The organism is Pantoea sp. 18069 (genome assembly GCF_902706035.1).
Taxonomy (GTDB): domain Bacteria; phylum Pseudomonadota; class Gammaproteobacteria; order Burkholderiales; family Burkholderiaceae_C; genus Comamonas.
This window is the reverse complement of record NZ_CACSJA010000024.1, coordinates 47,465-66,549: the sequence shown is the minus strand read 5'-3', so window position 1 is coordinate 66,549 and position 19,085 is coordinate 47,465. Positions and strand designations below refer to the sequence as shown.

At 66.3% G+C, this 19,085-nt stretch carries 13 protein-coding genes; 9 read left to right on the top strand and 4 right to left on the bottom strand.

Annotated features, from left to right (window positions below; translation table 11 throughout):
* Positions 1–19: 19 nt before the first annotated feature.
* Positions 20–361 carry an AprI/Inh family metalloprotease inhibitor gene (locus GVL12_RS17850; RefSeq protein ID WP_235033901.1) on the bottom strand — a complete coding sequence of 114 codons (342 nt, stop codon included), beginning with the start codon at positions 359–361 and terminating at the stop codon, positions 20–22.
* A gap of 149 nt (positions 362–510) precedes the next feature.
* The gene (locus tag GVL12_RS17845) at positions 511–1,959 is read right to left on the bottom strand and encodes a serralysin family metalloprotease (protein ID WP_159916489.1); all 1,449 of its coding nucleotides are present in this window, start codon (positions 1,957–1,959) and stop codon (positions 511–513) included.
* Positions 1,960–2,418: 459 nt separating this feature from the next.
* On the opposite strand from GVL12_RS17845, the gene GVL12_RS17840 reads away from it, so the two are divergent.
* The 8 genes from GVL12_RS17840 (at position 2,419) to GVL12_RS17805 (ending at position 14,869) form a co-directional block, all read left to right on the top strand.
* Positions 2,419–3,366, top strand: coding sequence for an IclR family transcriptional regulator C-terminal domain-containing protein (locus GVL12_RS17840; protein WP_200843868.1), 948 nt, complete (start codon positions 2,419–2,421; stop codon positions 3,364–3,366).
* A 19-nt stretch (positions 3,367–3,385) separates the two neighbouring features.
* The gene (locus GVL12_RS17835) at positions 3,386–5,113 is read left to right on the top strand and encodes a type I secretion system permease/ATPase (protein WP_159916487.1); all 1,728 of its coding nucleotides are present in this window, start codon (positions 3,386–3,388) and stop codon (positions 5,111–5,113) included.
* Positions 5,114–5,129: 16 nt separating this feature from the next.
* Positions 5,130–6,860, top strand: a complete 1,731-nt coding sequence (locus tag GVL12_RS17830) for a type I secretion system permease/ATPase (RefSeq protein ID WP_159916485.1) — start codon at positions 5,130–5,132, stop codon at positions 6,858–6,860.
* A 49-nt stretch (positions 6,861–6,909) separates the two neighbouring features.
* The gene (locus GVL12_RS17825) at positions 6,910–8,259 is read left to right on the top strand and encodes an HlyD family type I secretion periplasmic adaptor subunit (protein ID WP_159916483.1); all 1,350 of its coding nucleotides are present in this window, start codon (positions 6,910–6,912) and stop codon (positions 8,257–8,259) included.
* Positions 8,260–8,573: 314 nt separating this feature from the next.
* Entirely contained in the window at positions 8,574–10,319 is a 1,746-nt protein-coding gene (locus GVL12_RS17820; protein ID WP_159916481.1) for a type I secretion system permease/ATPase, read from the top strand.
* A gap of 41 nt (positions 10,320–10,360) precedes the next feature.
* Positions 10,361–12,085 carry a type I secretion system permease/ATPase gene (locus GVL12_RS17815; protein ID WP_159916479.1) on the top strand — a complete coding sequence of 575 codons (1,725 nt, stop codon included), beginning with the start codon at positions 10,361–10,363 and terminating at the stop codon, positions 12,083–12,085.
* 59 nt (positions 12,086–12,144) lie between these two features.
* Positions 12,145–13,512: an HlyD family type I secretion periplasmic adaptor subunit gene (locus tag GVL12_RS17810; RefSeq protein ID WP_159916477.1), complete on the top strand. Its 1,368-nt coding sequence runs from the start codon at positions 12,145–12,147 to the stop codon at positions 13,510–13,512.
* 4 nt (positions 13,513–13,516) lie between these two features.
* Entirely contained in the window at positions 13,517–14,869 is a 1,353-nt protein-coding gene (locus GVL12_RS17805) for a TolC family outer membrane protein (RefSeq protein ID WP_159916475.1), read from the top strand.
* Between the two features lie 46 nt (positions 14,870–14,915).
* On the opposite strand, the gene GVL12_RS17800 is transcribed toward GVL12_RS17805, so the two are convergent.
* Complete coding sequence (locus GVL12_RS17800) at positions 14,916–17,462, bottom strand: penicillin acylase family protein (RefSeq protein ID WP_200843867.1); 2,547 nt, start codon at positions 17,460–17,462, stop codon at positions 14,916–14,918.
* 144 nt (positions 17,463–17,606) lie between these two features.
* Here GVL12_RS17800 and GVL12_RS17795 point away from each other — a divergent pair, with 144 nt between their 5' ends.
* Entirely contained in the window at positions 17,607–17,987 is a 381-nt protein-coding gene (locus GVL12_RS17795) for a hypothetical protein (RefSeq protein ID WP_159916473.1), read from the top strand.
* Positions 17,988–18,021: 34 nt separating this feature from the next.
* Here GVL12_RS17795 and GVL12_RS17790 read toward each other — a convergent pair whose 3' ends face one another.
* Complete coding sequence (locus GVL12_RS17790; RefSeq protein ID WP_159916471.1) at positions 18,022–19,050, bottom strand: LD-carboxypeptidase; 1,029 nt, start codon at positions 19,048–19,050, stop codon at positions 18,022–18,024.
* Positions 19,051–19,085 lie beyond the last annotated feature (35 nt).

Sequence of the window (19,085 nt, the reverse complement as noted above, 5' to 3'; positions counted from 1 at the left end):
TGAACACGTTCTAAGGCCCTCATTGCCCGCCCGTTTTTCTGCACAAGCGCATTCCGTTGTCGCTGGCGATCTCGCTGCGATAGCCATCGCCTTCCTGTGAGAAAAAGACCAGCGTGGTTCCGTCCTTGTCCAGCAGCGAGATGCCATCGGGCGCAGGACGCCATGCGACCGCATCCATGGCGAAGTTGCATGCGGCGACATGGGGGTCAATGGTCAACCTGAACCCATTGGCCTCAGGCATGTCTTCCACCCAAAGATGGATGCCACAAAAACGCGTGGCGTCGAACACAACCCAGTCCCCGACGAAATCCCTGGGATGGGGCAAAGGCAGGCTGCTGCCCATCGATGTTGCTGTAAACATGATTGAAAATAGAAATGTTGAAATAAACCTCATGGCATTGGACTTCCAAAAGTTGACAAAACCCCCGGCCCCATGCAATCCCGGATTACCGACCAATGAACCATTGAATGACGGAAAGCCAGGATTCCTCCGGCTTTCCGTCAAATCGATTACACGATGAAATCGTGCACTGCATTGACCTGACCGAGCACTTGAATTCTCAAGTCGGGCGAAAGGTCATTATCGATGCTCAAAACGATATCACTCGTATTGTTCTGCGCATCGTAGGACAATACCACTTCCCCGGCCGCGCCCGTGAACTTGTCCGAGAAGTGGATGAAGCCTGGCTTTCCTGCGGAATGATTGAAGAAAGAGAAATTGATCTTGTCGACTCCCGTTTCGAAATCAATAATACGGTCGGGTGCGTCATACGTGGATTCTGACACATTCGTATAAACGAAAATATCCATCCCTTTACCCCCCTTCAGGGTGTCCTGGCCGCCGCCGCCAAAAATCACGTCATTGCCCTCGCCCCCATCGATGAAGTTATCGGAATCATTGCCCACGATCACATCGTTGCCAAAGCCGCCAATCGCGTTCTCTATGGTCACACCTTTGGCAATCGAGACATTTTTCTTCAAGCCACCCACATCGGAGAAAGAAGCTTCGTTCAAGTTGATGTTCTGGTTCTCACGGTAGCCAGAAAAATCAAACGTATCGTTGCCTCCCGCATCCCAGACCGAGAAGACCAGCTTATGCTCTGCATTCTTGATCGTGAAGAAATCCCGATCGGAATTCGAGTTGAAACCGTAGACCGTGTCCCCAGTCCTGGTTTCCATATTGGCCCCGTAAAGACGCTGAATCGCCGCGATATCATCCATCAATGGCGCGGAGGCATAGTGGCCTTTGTTATCTCCGCCCGTATTGGCTTCATTCCAATAACTCATGCTACTGTACTGGCGCGTATCCTCCGCATACGATGCATTTCTGTACGTAGGATTTCCCTGGCCGGCATTGTAGTTGCCTGGATGGTTCAGACCCAGCGTATGGCCGATTTCATGGGTGATGGTCATGCGGCCGTAATTGCCCAGTTCAGGGTGCAGGTTCGAGTACAGCCCATCACGCTGGCTGGCCTGCGAATAGTTGATGTTGAACCAGCTTTGCCCGTCCGTGTTGTGGCCCCGGTAGTCCCTGCCCGCGTACGAGAAAGGCATCATGGCGTAGGCCTGACCCTGGCCCACATAATTTCCAAAAGTGATATTGGACTGTTGCGTCGGACTGTTCTTGGTGAACGTGATATTGGCAAGATCAGACCAGGATTGCAATGCAAGCTCGGCTTGCTCCTGCTGCTTTTGCGTGAACGCACTGAGCTTGGTATTGCGCCCAATATTGTATTGATTGTATTGCCACTCCGGAAACGAATACGTCAGATCCGCTTCCTTGCCGATCACGCCGGGGCCGTTCCACGATTTGTTGTCGCGCGTGATCTGTTTTCCTGCCGCATCCACATCGTAGGAGGGCTTGTAGTTTCGCCCTGCATCACCGCCACGATTCGAGTTGTTCAGCACACTGTTCACAGAGTTCAACGATGCCGAAGTGTAAACCTTATTCACGTTCATTACCTACCCTTAAATAAATTCGCTTTTCAGCTTTCTTATTCCGCGCCCAATGTGCGGCCAGAAGTATCGCAATCCAAAGATTGAATCTGCTTTTCAATTAAAGACATCATTCGATGCAGACTAAATCCAACCAGCATATTCACAAGCATGACTTAATCCTCAATAAATATTTCTGCAAACATGCGAAAAATTAAAGAATGGGAATATTCAAAAATTACTGCCCTTTGATTTTTCAAGCATCCTCTGAACCTGGACATATCCGTCAGACACAAAAACCATGCTCTCTCCAAGCGCTTCCCAAGCGCTTCCCAAGCGCTTGGGAAGCGCAGGCGAGGATGGTGCCCAGGAGGATTTCTTTCCGAAAAGATGAACGGCTGCAGAGACTTCTTTTCCGTTCATCCACATGCGGTCAAATGTCGTCGTCCTATTCAACCGCTTCACCGACATTTGGGATCGGTGATGACTGATTGTCTGGAAATGGCATGGCGTCGTAAATTGCGTTCACCAGGTGAACAAAATCACCCGGGTAAACGCCTAGAAAATACCCCTATGCTCCATCCCATCGATGAGCCCAATGCGGCCTACAAAGAAATTCGCAGCCTCAAGCGAGGCATAGAATTGCTCAGGTGCATGAACCAGTGCCCGGGGGGAATCAGCACGACCAGCGTGCTCAGCCAGATGACGCGCATACCGCGGCCGTCCGTCAAACGAATAATGGAAACCCTCAGGATTTGCGGGCTTATTCGACCCACGGACAGGGATGGGCAATACGGCCTGACATTTGAAGTCCGCAGTCTGAGCGAAGGGTTTATCGAGGAGGAATGGATCGCCCGCGTGGCCGCGCCCTTGCTGCGCGCCTACGTGAAACCACTGATGTGGCCCTGCGATCTGGCCACGATGGAGTCGGAATTCATGGTGATACGCGAAAGCACGCATCGCTTCAGCATGCTTTCGCAGCACCACTCCATGATAGGCACCAGACTGCCGGTGTTCGATACCGCCGTCGGCCGCGCCTATCTGGCCGCATGCAGCGACGAGCAGCTGGAAAACATTCTCAAGCTGTTGAGCCTGCGCCATGACGAGGTCGGAGAAACAGCCAGGGACAGGAAAAGAATCGATCGGATGCTCAAGATCACCCGGCAGGCCGGCTATTCGATCAACCGCGGGGAATGGCGGGAAGAACCGGACTTTTCTGCAATCGGACTGGCCGTCAAAAGCGCGGGACAGCTGATAGCGGCCATCAACATGGTGTACCCCAACGCGTCCGTCGACATCGGTGCAATAGAAAGCAGATATCTTCCCGTATTGAAAGAGCTGGCCGAGCGCATTGGCCGCGACAGCGCGCCGTGGTTCGCCCATCCACCCGAATACGCGCCACTTTCGTCTCGGCCCGCGTCGCCGGCTTGAGGTCGTCAAGGCGCTGCCCATGAATGCCTATCCCTGCGCCGGCGAGCTGCACCAGGCCCTGGTCGCGCTCAGGCCCTATTTCCTGCGCGCCGCCCGCTTCAGTCTGCTGGCGAGCGTGCTGGTGCTCGCGCCCTCGGTCTACATGCTCGAGGTCTACGATCGGGTGGTCAACAGCCGCAATCCCCTCACGCTGCTGGTGCTGACGGTCGCCGTGCTCGGCGCCTATGCCCTGATGGAAGTGCTCGAATGGGCACGCAGCGAGATCATGCGCGCGGCAAGCATGCGCCTCGATGCGCAGCTCGGTGAACGCATCTTCGACGCCATCTTTGCGGCGCGCCTGCAGCAGATCACGGGGGGCACGGCCCAGCCCCTGAATGACTTCAAGCTGATTCGCGATTTCCTGTATTCGCCTGCGCTGCTCGCCTGGATGGAAGCGCCGATCGCGCTGGTGATGATGCTGCTGCTGTTTCTCATCAGCCCGGTACTGGGTTGGTCGGCCGTGGTGTTCGCGGCGCTGCAGGTCGCCGTCGCCTGGGCCAACGAGCGGCGCTCCAGACCGCTGCTCACGCAGGCCAACCGCCAGTCCTTCACGGCCCAGCAATATGCAGACAACAGCTTGCGCAATGCCGAGGTCGTCGAATCCATGGGAATGCTGGGCCATCTGCAGCGCCGCTGGCAGGAAAAGCAGCGCGCCATCCTGGATCTGCAGGCCTTGGCGTCGCAAAGCGCGGGCGGCTTCCAGGCGCTGGGCAAGCTGCTGCAAAACACCTTGAGCTCGCTGCTGCTGGGTCTGGGCTGCTGGCTGCTGCTGCACCACCGGCTCAACGGCGGCGAAGCGATGATGATCATCGCCTCCATCCTGGGCGGGCGCATGCTCGCGCCCCTGCTGCAGGCCGTGACGCAATGGCAAAGCGTGATCCATGTGCGCGATGCCTGGACGCGGCTGCACAAGCTGCTGCAGGACGTGCCGCAAGACAGCCCCGCGATGCCCTTGCCCGCGCCGCGCGGCCACCTGCAGGTCGAGCAGCTGGTCGCCGGCGCGCCCGGCACGCGCGCGCCGATGCTGCACGGCATCACGTTCACGCTCGGCCCCGGCGACGTGCTGGCCGTGATCGGCCCCTCGGCCAGCGGCAAGACCACGCTCGCGCGCCAGCTCGTGGGGCTGTGGCCGCCACTGGGCGGCACGGTACGCCTGGACAGCGCCGACATCCACAGCTGGAGCAAGCACGAGCTCGGCCGCCACCTGGGCTACCTGCCCCAGGACGTGGAGCTGTTCGAGGGGACGGTGGCCGAGAACATCGCGCGCTTTGGTCCCGCCCATCCGGCCAAGACCGAAGCCGCGGCGCGCGCGGTGGGCATGCATGACTTCATTCTCGGCCTGCCCGGAGGCTACGACTGCCCGATTGGCGAAGACGGCTCGCGGCTGTCGGGCGGCCAGCGCCAGCGACTGGGCCTGGCACGCGCGCTCTATGACGGCCCCGTGCTGGTGGTGCTCGACGAGCCCAATTCCAGCCTGGACCATGAAGGCAACGCCGCGCTGGAGCAGGCCATACGCTCGGCAAGCGCAAGCGGTACGACCTTTGTGATCGTCACCCACCTGACCGGCGTGCTGCAGGTCGCCAGCAAGGTGCTGCTGCTTTACGCCGGCCGGCAGCAGGCGTTCGGCCCGCGCGCCGAAGTGCTGGCGTCCATGCGCCGTGCCCCACGCCCGCTGCCGGCCGATGCCAGGCCACAAAACGCCGCGTGATACGGAGCCCGACGCCATGAATGCCACCGGTTTCTTCCAGCGCAGCGAACTGACACGGGCCCTGTGGGCATTGCGCCGCGAGTTCGCGCTGGTCGGGTTGTTCAGCATGCTGACCAACCTGTTGCTGCTGGTGCCGACGATTTACATGCTGCAGGTATTCGACCGCGTGATGGTCAGCCAGAACGAGCTGACGCTGCTGTTCATGTCGCTGATCGCCCTGTTCCTGCTCGTGGTGATGGCGTTTTGCGAATGGACGCGCTCCAAGGTACTGGTGCACATCGGTGTGCAGCTGGACAACCGGCTGGGCCCGCGGGTCTTCCAGGCGAGTTTCGCCTCCCGCCTCGGCCATCCGGGCGCGGGCACGACGCGGGCGTTCGGCGATCTGCTGCAGCTGCGCCAATTCCTCACCGGCCACGGCATCTTCGCGCTGTTCGATGCGCCCTGGACACCGATCTATCTGGCGGTGCTGTTTTTCCTGCACCCCTGGCTGGGCGCGATCGCGCTGTGCTTCGCGCTGGCCCAGGTGGCACTGGTCACGTTCGGTCACCGCAGATCGGTCGCGCCCACCGAGGCCGCGAACCAGGCGCATGCCGATGCGCGCACTTATCTGCAAAGCAAGCTGCGCAACGTGGAAGTGCTCGAGCCCATGGGCATGCTGCAGCACCTTCGGCCCCAGTGGGCGCGGCGCAACCGGCTGGCGCTGGCCAGGCAGGGGGCTGCGCAGGCGCTGACCCATCGCATCACGGCCTGGAGCAAGTTCGTGCGCTATTCGCAGCAATCCCTGGGCCTGGGGGCGGGCGCGCTGCTGGTGATCAATGGCCAGCTGTCGCCGGGCGAAATGATTGCCGCCAACGTGTTGATGACGCGCACGCTCACGCCCATCGATCAGTTGGTCGGCACCTGGCGCGACTTCATCACTGCGCGCGCGGCGTTCGCACGCCTCGAAGGCCTGCTGCGCACCCACCCGCGGCGCGCCGGCGCGCCGGCCCGCAGCGCGCCCACGGGTGCGCTCGCGCTGCGGGATGTGCAGGCCCATGCGCAGGGCCGCGACCAGGCCATCTTGCGGGGCGTGACGCTGGCCTTCGAGCCCGGCACGGTCACCGTGATCCTCGGCCCTTCGGGTGCGGGCAAGTCGACGCTGGCGCGCTGCATGATCGGCGTCTGGCCCGCACGCAGCGGCTGCATCCTGCTCGACGGGCAGCCACTGGACCGCTGGAGCCGCGCCGAACTCGGCCCCTACCTGGGCTACCTGCCCCAGGACATCGAATTGTTCGAAGGCTCGATCGCCGAGAACATCGCGCGCTTCGGCCGCGTCGATTCGCAGCGGGTGATTGCCGCGACGCGCAGCGCCGACCTGCATGAAATGATCCTGCACCTGCCCAAGGGCTATGACACGCCCATCGGTGAAGCCGGCGGGCTGCTGTCGGGCGGCCAGCGCCAGCGCATCGGGCTGGCACGCGCGATCTATGGCCATCCGGTGCTGGTGGTGCTCGACGAGCCCAACGCCAACCTCGACGACGCCGGCGAAGCCGCGCTGGTGCGCGCGGTCGGCGAACTGCGCGCCCGGCGCAGCACGGTGGTGCTCGTGACGCATAGACCCGGCATCCTCGCGGTCGCCGATCGCGTGATCGTTCTTCGCGACGGCTGCGTGGAGCGCGACGGGCCGCGCGACGCCGTTCTCGCTTCGATGCGCGCGCCGCCTGCGCCAGCCAACGCCGGCGGCCCTGCGCAGCGCCAGGGTGTCTGAGGCCAAGGCCCGGCATCCGCCTGTTCCTCTTTCTTGATCAGCACCCACCATGGCCCCACCGTCTGCACTTCCACCGCCCAACGACAGCGATGCCGGCTTCGAACCCGAAACCGCCGACAAGGTCGCGAGCCACGCGGGGCGCATAGGCCTTTGGACGCTGGCCATGGGTTTTGGCGGCTTTTTGCTGTGGGCGGCGTATGCACCGCTGGACGAAGGCGTGCCCAGCGTCGGCATGGTGGCGATAGACACCAAGCGCAAAGCGGTTCAGCACCTGACGGGCGGCATTGTCAAACAGGTGCTGGTGCGCGAGGGCGACAGCGTGCGCCAGGGCCAATTGCTGATGCGGCTAGACCCCACCGTGACCCAGGCCCAGCATGACGCGGTGCGCCAGCGCTATCTGGGGCTTCGCGCCGAGCAGGCGCGCCTGACGGCCGAGCATGCGGGCGCGCAGTCGCTGGTCTTCCACGAAGATTCGCTGGCAGCGGCGGGCGACCCGCTGGCCGACCAGCAGATGCAACTGCAGCAGCAGTTGTTCGAGACACGCCGGCGCCTGCTGCAGGCAGACCTGCAATCCATGGAGGAAAGCCTGCAAGGCCAGCAGGGCATGCTCGACGCCTACGCCGACATGCTGCAAAACCGGCGCGCCCAGCAGGCCTTGCTCAACGAGGAACTGCGCCATCTGCGCGGACTGGTCAGCGAAGGCTATGCGCCGCGCAACCGCCAGCTCGAGCTCCAGCGCCTGGTCGCCGACGCCAACTCGGCCATCGCCGATCTGCTGGGCAATACCGTGCGCGCGCAACGCAGCGTGGCCGAGCTGCGCCAGCGCATGCTCGTGCGCCAGCAGGAGCAGCGCAAGGAAGTCCAGACCCGGCTCGCCGAAGTGGAGCGCGAAGTGTCGGCCGAGCAGGAAAAGCGCAAGACCTTGGCAGACGAGCTCGCGCGCATGGACATCAGGTCGCCCGCCGACGGGCAGGTCGTCGGGCTGGCGGTGCAGACCGTGGGCGGCGTGATCCAGCCCGCCCAGACGCTGATGGACATCGTTCCCGACAAGGAGCCGCTGCTGCTCGAAGCCCGGGTCGCGCCGCACCTGATTGACCGGGTGCATGCGGGCATGCCGGTGGAGGTGCGCTTTTCCTCCTTCGCCCATTCGCCCCAGCTGTCGGTCGAGGGCCAGGTGCATTCCGTCTCGGCCGACCTGCTGACCGATCCGCAGACCCAGGCGAGCTATTACCTGGCCCGGGTCGAAGTCACGCCCCGGGGCAAGGAGCGCCTGGGCCAGCGCCAGCTGCAGCCCGGCATGCCGGTCGAAGTGGTCTTCAAGACCGGCGAACGCTCGCTGCTGACCTACCTGCTGCACCCCTTGACCAAGCGAATCGCCGCGTCAATGACAGAGGAATGAGGCCTGGAGCCGCCGCCCCGCCCTGCGGCGGGCGAAGCGCCACCGAAGGAACTTCGCCAAGGCGCTGGCCACTCACCACAGGCCTGCGCTGTGTGGTCTGCGCCACGTGATAGCGCGATGTTTTTCTTTCACCAGACCAGAATTAGCTATTGCCCTATTTAATTTAATAGTTAAAAACTATAATATGGCTTCATGTCGACGTTCTGCCTGCCATCCCAGTCTCCCACCCGCACAGGGCGCGGGCCGCGCAATGGCAATTCCGGTGCGCGACACCGCCTGGCCTGCGCCGGGCCCGCAAACCAAGCCACACGTCCATGAAAACCGCCCCTTCTCCCAGTGAACTGCGCGCCGCTCTCACCGCGCTCAAACCCTATTTCATGCGCGCCGGCGGGTTCAGCCTGCTGGCCGGCCTGCTGGTGCTCGCGCCATCGGTCTACATGCTCGAGGTCTACGACCGGGTGGTGAACAGCCGCAACCCCTTCACGCTGCTGATGCTGACCATTGTCGTGCTCGGCGCCTATGCGCTGATGGAAGTGCTCGAGTGGGCGCGCAGCGAAATCATGCGCGCCGCGGGCGGCCAGCTCGATGCCCAGCTGCGCGAGCGCATCTTCGGCGCCATCTTCACGGCGCGGCTGCAGCGCGTGGGCGGCGGCAGCACGCAACCGCTGAGCGATCTGCGGCTGGTCTGCGATTTCCTGTTCTCCCCCGCGCTGCTGGCCTTGATGGAAGCGCCGATCGCGCTGCTGATGATGGTGCTGCTGTTCCTGATCAGCCCGGTGCTGGGCTGGTCGGCAGTGGTCTTCGCGCTGCTGCAGGTCAGCGTGGCATGGTGCAACGAACGGCGCACCAAGCCGCCGCTGATGGAGGCCAACCGCACGTCGATCGCGGCCCAGCAGTATGCCGACTCCAGCCTGCGCAACGCCGAAGTCATCGAATCCATGGGCATGCTGCGCAACCTGCAGCGCCGCTGGCTCGACAAGCAGCGCCACTTTCTGGCGCTGCAGGCCCAGGCCTCGGAAAGCGCGGGCGGCTTCCAGGCGCTGGGCAAGCTGCTGCAGAACACGCTGGGTTCGCTGCTGCTGGGCCTGGGCTGCTGGCTGCTGCTGCACAACCAGCTCAACGGCGGTGGCGGCATGATGATCATCGGCTCCATCCTGGGCGGGCGCATGCTCGCGCCGCTGGTGCAGGCCGTCGCGCAGTGGCAGGCCGTGGTCAACGTGCGCGACGCCTGGGGCCGGCTGCAGCAGTTGCTGCAGGCCGTGCCGCTGCGCGCCCAGGGCATGGCCTTGCCCGCACCGCGCGGGCGGCTGCAGGTCGAGCAACTCGTGGCGGCGGCGCCCGGCGCCCCATCGCCGCTGCTGCGCGGCATGGCGTTCGCGCTGAACCCCGGCGATGTGCTGGCGGTGATCGGCCCCTCGGCCAGCGGCAAGACCACGCTGGCGCGCCTGCTCGTGGGCCTGTGGCCGGCCCAAGGCGGCAAGGTGCGGCTCGACGACGCCGACATCCACGGCTGGAACAAGCAGGAGCTGGGCCCCCATCTGGGCTACCTGCCCCAGGGCGTGGAACTGTTCGAAGGCACGGTGGCCGAGAACATCGCCCGCTTTGGCCCGGTGCAACCGGCCCAGGTCGAAGCCGCGGCCCGCGCCGTGGGAATGCACGACTTCATTCTCGGCCTGCCCGGCGGCTACGACAGCCCCATAGGCGAAGGCGGGGCGCGGCTTTCGGGCGGCCAGCGCCAGCGCCTGGGCCTGGCGCGTGCGCTCTATGGCCAGCCGGTGCTGGTCGTGCTCGACGAGCCCAATTCCAGCCTCGATGACGAAGGCAATGCCGCGCTGGCTCAGGCCATCCTGGGCGCGAGCGCGCAAGGCACGACCTTTGTGGTCATCACCCACCTGGGCAGCGTGCTCAATACCGCCAACAAGCTGCTGGTGCTGCGCGATGGCCGCCAGCAGGCGTTCGGCCCGCGCGCCGAAGTGCTGGCCGCGCTCGCCCAGGCCGCGCGCCAGACGCCATCGAGCGCAGCCCCGGCGCCGGCCGCGATGCAGCCCACGCCCGCCTGATCCGGCGCCCGCCCCCCGTGCTTTCCCAGAAATTTTCTCCCATGAAAAACCCCGGCTTCTTTCAACGCAGCGAGTTGACCCAGGCGCTCTGGTCCTTTCGCCGCGAATTCGCGATGGTCGGCATGTTCAGCATGCTGTCCAACCTGCTGCTGCTGTCGCCCACGATGTACATGCTGCAGGTCTTCGACCGCGTCATGACCAGCCAGAACGAGCTGACGCTGCTGCTGATGTCGCTGATCACGCTGTTCCTGTTCGTGGTGATGGCGTTTTCCGAATGGATGCGCTCCAAGGTGCTGGTGCGCACCGGCGTGCGGCTCGACAACCTGCTGGGTTCGCGCGTCTTCGAGGCGAGTTTCGAGGCGCGCCTGAGCCGCCAGGGCGACGCCGCGCCGCGCGCCTTCGGCGATCTGCTGCAGGTGCGGCAATTCCTCACCGGCAACGGCATCTTCGCGCTGTTCGATGCGCCCTGGACGCCGATCTACCTCGCGGTGCTGTTTTTCCTCCATCCTTTCCTGGGCGCGATCGCGCTGTGCTTTGCGCTGGCCCAGGCCGCCCTGGTCTGGTTCGGCCACCGCAAGTCGGTCGCGCCCGCACAGGCCGCGAGCGAGGCCTCGGCCCAGGCGCGGGCCTACCTGCAAGGCAAGCTGCGCAACGTCGAAGTGCTCGAGCCCATGGGCATGGTCCACCATCTGCTGGCGCACTGGGCGCTCAGGTACCGCCGCGCGCTGGGCCTGCAGGGCACGGCCCAGGCACTGACCCACCGCATCACCGCCTGGAGCAAGTTCATCCGCTACTCCCAGCAGTCGCTGGGCCTGGGCGCGGGCGCGCTGCTGGTGATCAACCACCAGCTGTCGCCGGGCGAAATGATTGCGGCCAATGTGCTGATGACGCGCACCTTGGCGCCCATAGACCAGCTGGTCGGCACCTGGCGCGGCTTCATCGCGGCGCGCGCGGCGTTTGCGCGCCTCGAAGGCCTGCTGAAGGCGCATCCCGCGCGCGACCCGAACTTGCAGCGCACCGCGCCGACCGGCGCCCTGGTGCTGCGCGATGTCGTGGCCCATGCGCAGGAGCGCGACACCCCTATCCTGCAGGGCGTGAGCCTCTCGTTCAAGCCGGGCTCGGTCACGGCCATTCTCGGCCCTTCGGGTTCGGGCAAGTCGACGCTGGCGCGCTGCATCATCGGCGTCTGGCCACGGCTGAGCGGCGAAGTGCTGCTCGACGGCCGGCCGCTGGGCAGCTGGGACCGCTGCGAGCTGGGCCCCCATCTCGGCTACCTGCCACAGGACATCGAACTGTTCGAGGGAACGATCGCCGAGAACATTGCGCGCTTCGGTGAAGTCGATCCCGAGAAGGTGATTGCCGCGACGCGCAGCGCCGGCCTGCACGAAATGATCCTGCGCTTTCCCAAGGGCTATGACACCCCCATTGGCGAAGCCGGCGGGCTGCTGTCGGGCGGGCAGCGTCAGCGCATCGGACTGGCACGCGCGATCTACGGCCGCCCGCGGCTGGTGGTGCTCGACGAGCCCAACGCCAACCTCGACGACGCCGGCGAAGCCGCGCTGGTGCGCGCGCTCCAGGAGCTGCGCACCCAGGGCAGCACGGTGGTGATCGTCAGCCACCGCCAGGGCATTCTCGCGGCCGCCGATCGCGTGCTGCTGCTGCGCAACGGCACGGTCGAGCGCGATGGCGCACGCGATGCAGTACTCGCCTCGATGCGCGCCGCGCCCGCCGCCTGCGCCTCCCCGCCACGACTGCTGAGCGTCTGACGCGCCGGCACTCAGACGCCCAACGCAGGCCCTTTCCACCCCATACACCGACTCCTCCCATGGCCCATATCCTGCCCTCCCCCCACCCCGCTGCGGCAGCCGCTGCGAGCGATGCCCCCTTTTCCGCGCCCGCCGAGGACAGCGCTGGCGATGCACGCCGCATAGGCCGCATCGGTCTGTGGACCCTGGCGCTGGGCTTTGGCGGCTTCCTGCTCTGGGCCGCATTCGCGCCGCTTGACGAAGGCGTGCCCAGCGCCGGCACGGTGGCCATCGATACCAAGCGCAAGACCGTGCAGCACCTGTCGGGCGGCATCATCGCGCAGGTGATGGTGCGCGAAGGCGACAACGTGCGCCAGGGCCAGTTGCTGATGCGGCTCGACACCGCCATGGCCCGCGCCAACCACGAGGCCGTGCGTCAGCGCTACCTGGGTCTGCGCGCCATGCAGGCGCGCCTCACGGCAGAGCATTCGGGTGCCCAGCACCTGGTCTTTCACGATGACCTGCAGGCGGCCGCGGGCGACCCGTTGATACGCCAGCAGATGCAGACCCAGGAGCAGCTGTTCGCGACGCGCAACCACCTGCTGCGTTCGGACCTGCAGTCGATAGAGGAAAGCATCGAGGGCCAGCGCGGCATGCAGCAGGCTTATATCCAGATGCTCGCCAGTCGACGCTCCCAGCACGCATCGCTGAGCGAAGAACTGCACAACCTGCGCGGCCTGGTCAGCGAAGGCTATGCGCCGCGCAACCGGCAGCTCGAGCTCGAACGCATGGTCGCCGACTCGAACACCGCCATCGCCGATCTGCAGGGCAATGCGGTGCGCGCGCAGCGCAGCACGGCCGAGCTGCGCCAGCGCGCGTTCTCGCGCCAGCAGGAGCAGCGCAAGGAAGTGCAGACCCAGCTCGCCGAAGTGGACCGCGAAGTGCTCGCCGAACATGAGAAATTCAAGGCCCTGGCCGATGAACTCGCGCGCATGGAGATCAAGTCACCCGCCGATGGCCAGGTAGTGGGCCTCGCCGCCCAGACCGTGGGCGGCGTGGTCCAGGCCGGCCAGAAGCTGATGGACATCGTGCCCGGCGACGCGCCGCTGCTGCTCGAAACCCAGGTGGCACCGCATCTGATCGACCGGGTGCAGGCCGAGCTGCCCGTCGATGTGCGCTTCTCGTCGTTCGCGCATTCACCGCAGCTCGTGGTGCCGGGCAAGGTGCAGTCGGTCTCCTCGGACCTGCTGAGCGACCCGCAGACGCTGGCGAGCTACTACCTGGCGCGCGTCGAAGTCACGCCCGAAGGCCTGCAGCGCCTGGGCAAGCGCCAGCTGCAGCCCGGCATGCCGGTCGAAGTGGTCTTCAAGACCGGCGAACGCAGCCTGCTGACCTATCTGCTGCATCCGCTGACCAAGCGCATCGCCGCCTCCCTGACCGAAGAGTGACACCATGGCTTTTCTGCCCCTTCCACTGCGGCGCCTGCAGGGCTGCGCGCTGCTGGCCGCAGGCCTGGCCGCCGCGCCCGCCCAGGCCCTGGACCTGCGCCAGGCCTACGACGCGGCCTTCGCCCACGACGCCACGATACGCGCGGCGCGCGCCGGCGCCGACGCCGCGCGCGAACGCCTGCCCCAGGCGCTCGCCCAGCGCCGCCCGCAGGTCGCGCTGAGCGCCACGCGCAACCACAACGACCTGGCGAGCAAAACCGTCGATGCGAACGGCCAGCCCAGGCGCTGGGACAACGACTACTACAGCAGCAACCAGACGCTGAGCGTGCGCCAGCCGCTGTACCGCCCCTACCTCGGCGCGCTGGTCCAGCAGGCACGCGCCCAGGTCGATGACGCCAACGCGCTGCTCGAGCGCGATGAACAGGCGCTGGTGGTGCGCGTCAGCGAAGCCTACTTCGACGCGCTGCTGGCACGCGACCAGATCGCGCTGCTGCAGGTGCAAAAAGCCAGCAATGCCTCGCAGCTCGACGCGGCGCGCAAGAACTTTGCGGCCGGCGCGGGCACGCGCACCGATATCGATGAAGTCCAGGCACGGCTGGACCTGACGCTGGCCCAGGAGCTCGAAATCACGCAGAACGTCGAGTTCACCCAGCGCCGCCTCGAAGTGCTCACCGGCCAAGGCGCCGCCGTGCTCGCCCGCCTCGATGTGCCGCGCTTCGTGCCCGAGGCGCCGCAGCCCCGGCGCCTGGAGGAATGGATTGCGCGCGCCGAAGCCGCAAGCCCCGAGCTGCAGGCGCTGCGCGCCCAGGGCGAGGCCGCGCGGCTCGAAGTGCAAAAAGCCGAAGCCGGCCACCGGCCGACGCTGGACGCGGTCGCGCAATGGTCGCGCAGCCAGAGCGACAGCGTGACCAGCGTCAACTCGCGCTATGCGCAGAAGTCGGTGGGCCTGCAGCTCAACGTTCCGCTGTACGCGGGCGGCGCGGTGAACTCGCAGGTGCGCCAGGCGCTGGCCGGCGAGGAACGCGCGCGCGAAGCGCTCGAAGGCGCACGGCGCGAGCTGGGCGTGCGCGTGCACCAGGAGTTCCGCAGCATGACCGAAGGCGTGCTGCGCGTGCGCGCGCTCGAGCAGGCCCAGCGTTCGGCGCAGCAGGCGCTGCTGTCGAACCAGAAATCGCTGCAGGCGGGCAGCCGCACCATGCTGGACGTGCTCCAGGCCGAGCAGCAGCACACCACCGCCTTGCGCGACCTGGCCCAGGCGCGTTACCGCTACCTGCTGGCCCAGCTGCATCTGCAGAGTCTGGCGGGGCAGGACCGCCTGCTGAATATCGAACAGGCGAATGCCTGGCTGGCGCCCTGAGATCGTGAACACGTTCTGAGGATTTGCCGCCGGCAAGTCCTCGGACTCAGCCCCCCGGCTCCAGCAGCAGTTGATGCCTCCACTGCGCCGGCTCGCGCTGCAGCGGCCGGTACTGCCCTGCGGCCCAGGCGTCGCGCATGTCGGCATAGCGCGGCGAGAACACATTGCCGCTTTGCCCGGTCTGGAAGATGAAGCGCGAACTCTCGAGATCGGCAAGGTCGTAGAGCCCGCGCAGCGAGGCCGCATGCCGGTTGACGAACGCGCCGCCCGCGACATCGCCGGCGTTGTACTGGCCGACATTGACCGTGTAGGCGTCGCCCGATGACGGCGTCTGCACGTTGAAAAAGCGCGCCAGCGCGGCGACGCTGCCCAGCGGCCGATGGCGGCTTTCTGCCGGGTGGGCGCGGCCCCAGCGCCATTGCGCGGGCTGCGCGCCGTAGGCCGCCTGCAGCCGGTCGAGCGCACGCACCAGGGCCAGCGCCGACTGCTCTGCACAGGTATGCGGCGCGCACCACCAGGCGTCGTCGCGCGCCAGAATGCCTTCGACCGCCGCACGAAAGTCGCGCTTGCCATAGGTCGCGGCAAAACGTGCGCTGCCTATGCGCGGCACGATCAGGCCGCGCGCGAGCTCGTCGGCCCAGGCCGCGAACACCAGCGGCGCGCTGTGCTGGGCGTCCATGCGGCCATCGAAGTCGAGCAGCAGTTGCGCGGCTTGCACGGCCAGCGGGTGCCCGGCCTGCGCGGCGGCCGTGCGCAGCGCGGGCAGCAGGCGCTGCGTGGCCAGCGACGTCACATCGTTCTGTATCGCCGCGAGGCTGTCGAGATCGTGCAGCGGGCGCGCTTCGAGCAGTTGCGCAATGCGTTCGTAGCGGTATGGCAGGTGCCAGTCCTGGGTCAGGAAATGCGCATAGCCCGGCGCCGTGATGCGCTGGTTGGCGGTCGCTATCCAGCCCCGCTGCGCGCCGTCGTCCTGCGGCGCCTGGTCGTGGTCCAGCCAGCCCTGCCAGTCGTAGCGCGCCTCCCAGCCCGGCGCGGGCGCGACGCCGCGCAAGTCGTTGTCGGGGTGGCGCAAGGGCACGCGGCCCGCGGCCTGGAACGCCATCGCGCCGTCGACGTCGGCCATGACGATGCTCTGCATCGGCGAGTGGTAGTGGCGAAATGCCTGCTGCAGTTCGGCCACGTTCTGCGCCTGGTTGGCCTGCAGGCCCGCGAGCACGGTCTGGTTGTCGGCATCGAGCGCGCTCCAGCGCAGCGCCAGCACGTATTTCGACAGATCCAGCACCTGGCCATGGCTGGCCTGCACGTCGCTGAGCACCGGGCCGTGGCGCGTGGCGCGCAATTGCAGCTGCAGATCGGCCTGGCCCTTGATGCGTATGACTTCCTCGCGCACCTCGAACGGCGCCCAGCCCTGGGGCGTGCGGTAGCGCGTCGCGTCCTGCGCGTCGATCTGCTCGAGGTACAGGTCCTGCACGTCGGGGCTGGTGTTGGTGAAGCCCCAGGCCACGCGCGCCGTGCGGCCCAGCACCACGAACGGCAGGCCGGGCAGCGTCGCGCCGATCACATCAATGGCGCCAATGGTGGAGCCGTCGGCGGCCGGCCCGGCCGGGGCCTGCAGATGCGCGTAGTACCAGATCGCGGGCGCGCTCAGGCCCAGGTGCGGGTCGTTGGCCAGCAGCGGCTTGCCGCTGGCGCTGCGCGCGCCCGCAAGCACCCAGTTGTTGCTGCCCTTGCCGTCGTTGCTGCCGGCCTCCTGGGCCAGCGCCTGGGCCCAGTCGCTGCGTGCCTGATCGATCGCGCCCGCCAGACCCTGGAGTCCCTTGCTTGCCGCAGCCACGGGAGTCGCCGCAGCATCGTCCCTGGCATACACGCCCAGGCCCCGGTACAGCGCCGCCAGGTCGGTGGCCGTGGCCGGCGGCTCGCCGGGATAGGGCGGCATCAATTGCCACAGCCGTTCGGTGTCCAGGGTGCGCAGCAGCGACAGGCGCGCGAACTCGTTGCCCCAGTTGCCGCCCAGGTCGAGCGCCATCATCAGCGCCCAGCCCACGCTGTCTTCGGGCGACCAGGGCGCGCCGTCCCGCCCGCCATCGCGCCCCGGCGTCACGCCCAGCAGCAGGAATTCGGGCGTCAGCGCCTGGGGGCGGGCCGCATGGAAGGCCGCGATGCCCTGGCTATAGGCCTGCAGGGCTTCGCGCGCCTGCGGCGGCAGGCCTGCATACTGGCGCTGGGCGGCGCCGCGGATATCGAGCGCGCGCATCAGCTTGTCGGTTTCCAGCGTCGCCGGGCCCAGCACTTCGGACAGCGTGCCATGCATCACGCGGCGGTTGAATTCAAGCTGCCAGCTGCGCTCCTGCGCATGCACATGGCCCAGCGCGCGCCACAGATCCTGCGGGGACCGGGCCGCGATGTGGGTCACATCGGCCGCATCGCGGCGCACCTGCACCGGCTGCGCGAGGCCGGCCACGGCCAGCCGGCCATCGAGCGGCGCCAGGGTGCGCAGCGCATAGACCGCCAGCGCCGCACCCGCGAGCAAGGCCAGCCCGACCAGCGCTGTTGCGCCCCACTTCGCCATTCCTGCCACCCTCCCTGTGCGCATCGCTCTCTCCTGTTGTTGTCTGCCGCTGCAGATGCTCTTGTAACTGCTGTACGCGCAAGCCGCAGCGCGGGCTTACCCCAGCCTGCCACAATCAGCGGTTTCCCGCGCGCCCGCGCGGCCACCTGTTCCTACTTCGCACGCTGTATGTGGCCCTTCGATCTATTCAAAAAACTCAGCCGCGACGCCGAGGTCGGCGAGACACGCGGTGACTATATCGGCTGCTATCTGCTGGGCACCGAAACCCCGGGCCTGCATGACGCGAGCTACCACTCGCTGGCGAACACGCGCGCCGCGCTGCTTGACGACGCGCGCGCGTTCCTCCAAGGCTTTCTGCAGGAGCACCCCGATCTGCCCGCCTCCGAACGCGCGGCGCTGCAGGCGCTGCTGGACAATCTCGAAGCGCGCGTAGACGCGCATCTGGCGGGCGACACGCGCCAGCCACTGGCCGTGCAAGGCGGCACGCACCTGTTCCTGCGCAAGGGCATGCGCGCGCGCAAAAAGGAACAGGGCCGCTACCTCGAGTAACGGCCCTGCGGCGGGTGGATCTGCCGGGGCGAGATCAGTGGGTATGGCCCCAGTAAATCAAGGCGTCACGCCCTTCGACGGAAAGCGAGACTTTCGCGCCCACGGGCAGCAGCACCTTGGTCTCGACATGGCCGAAAGGCAGGTTGGTCAGCACCGGCGCATCGATCTGCGTGCGCAGCCAGTCGACCACGCTTTGCAGCTTGTAGCCCTTGTCGTGCGCAGCCAGCTTGTAGCCCGTGAACTGGCCCAGCACCACGGCCTGCTGCTTGCCCAGCACGCCCGCGTAGAGCAGCTGGCTCAGCATGCGCTCGACGCGAAACGGGTGCTCGTTCACATCTTCGAGAAACAGGACGCCGCCGCGCACATCGGGCAGATAGGGCGTGCCGACCAGCGAGGCGAGCATCGCCAGGTTGCCGCCCCACAGCGTCGCGTCCTGCAGGTAGACATCGGGCACGGCCGGCGTGCCGTCGGCCAGCGGCGCCTGCTTGTGCATGCGCCAGCCGCTGCCTTCGCCGCGGCCCGCGATCAGGTCGTCGAAGCAGTCGAGCATGATGTCGTCGGGTGCATCGGCCGAGCCGAAATCGGCCGTCAGCGCCGGGCCGGCCCAGCTGACCGCGCCGGTGCGCGCGAGCAGCGCGCTCTGGAAGGCCGTGAAGTCGCTCAAGCCCACGAACTTCGTGCCACGCTCCACCGCCTTGGCCACGGCCGCGTAGTCGATCTGCGCCAGCAGGCGGCCCAGGCCGTAGCCGCCGCGCGAAATCAGCGCCACGTCGGCACCGCTTGCGGCCGCGCGGTGGATGGCCGCCAGCCGCGTGGCGTCGTCGCCCGCGAAGCGTGTCGCGCGCGTCAGCGCATCGGCATCGACTTCGACGTCATGGCCCAGCGCGCGCAGCCGCGCGATGCCGCGCTTGAACGCCGGCTTGTCGCTGATCGCGCTCGAAGGAGAGTAGACGTAGATGCGGCGCGGACGCTGCGCATGACCGCAGCAGGCGCCATCGGCGTCGTGCTCGTGGTGGGCGTGGTCGTGCGAATGGTGGTGGTGTTCGGCGTGCTTCGAAGACAAGGCATTCAGGCTGCCAATGCAGCCTGCTCCGGTAG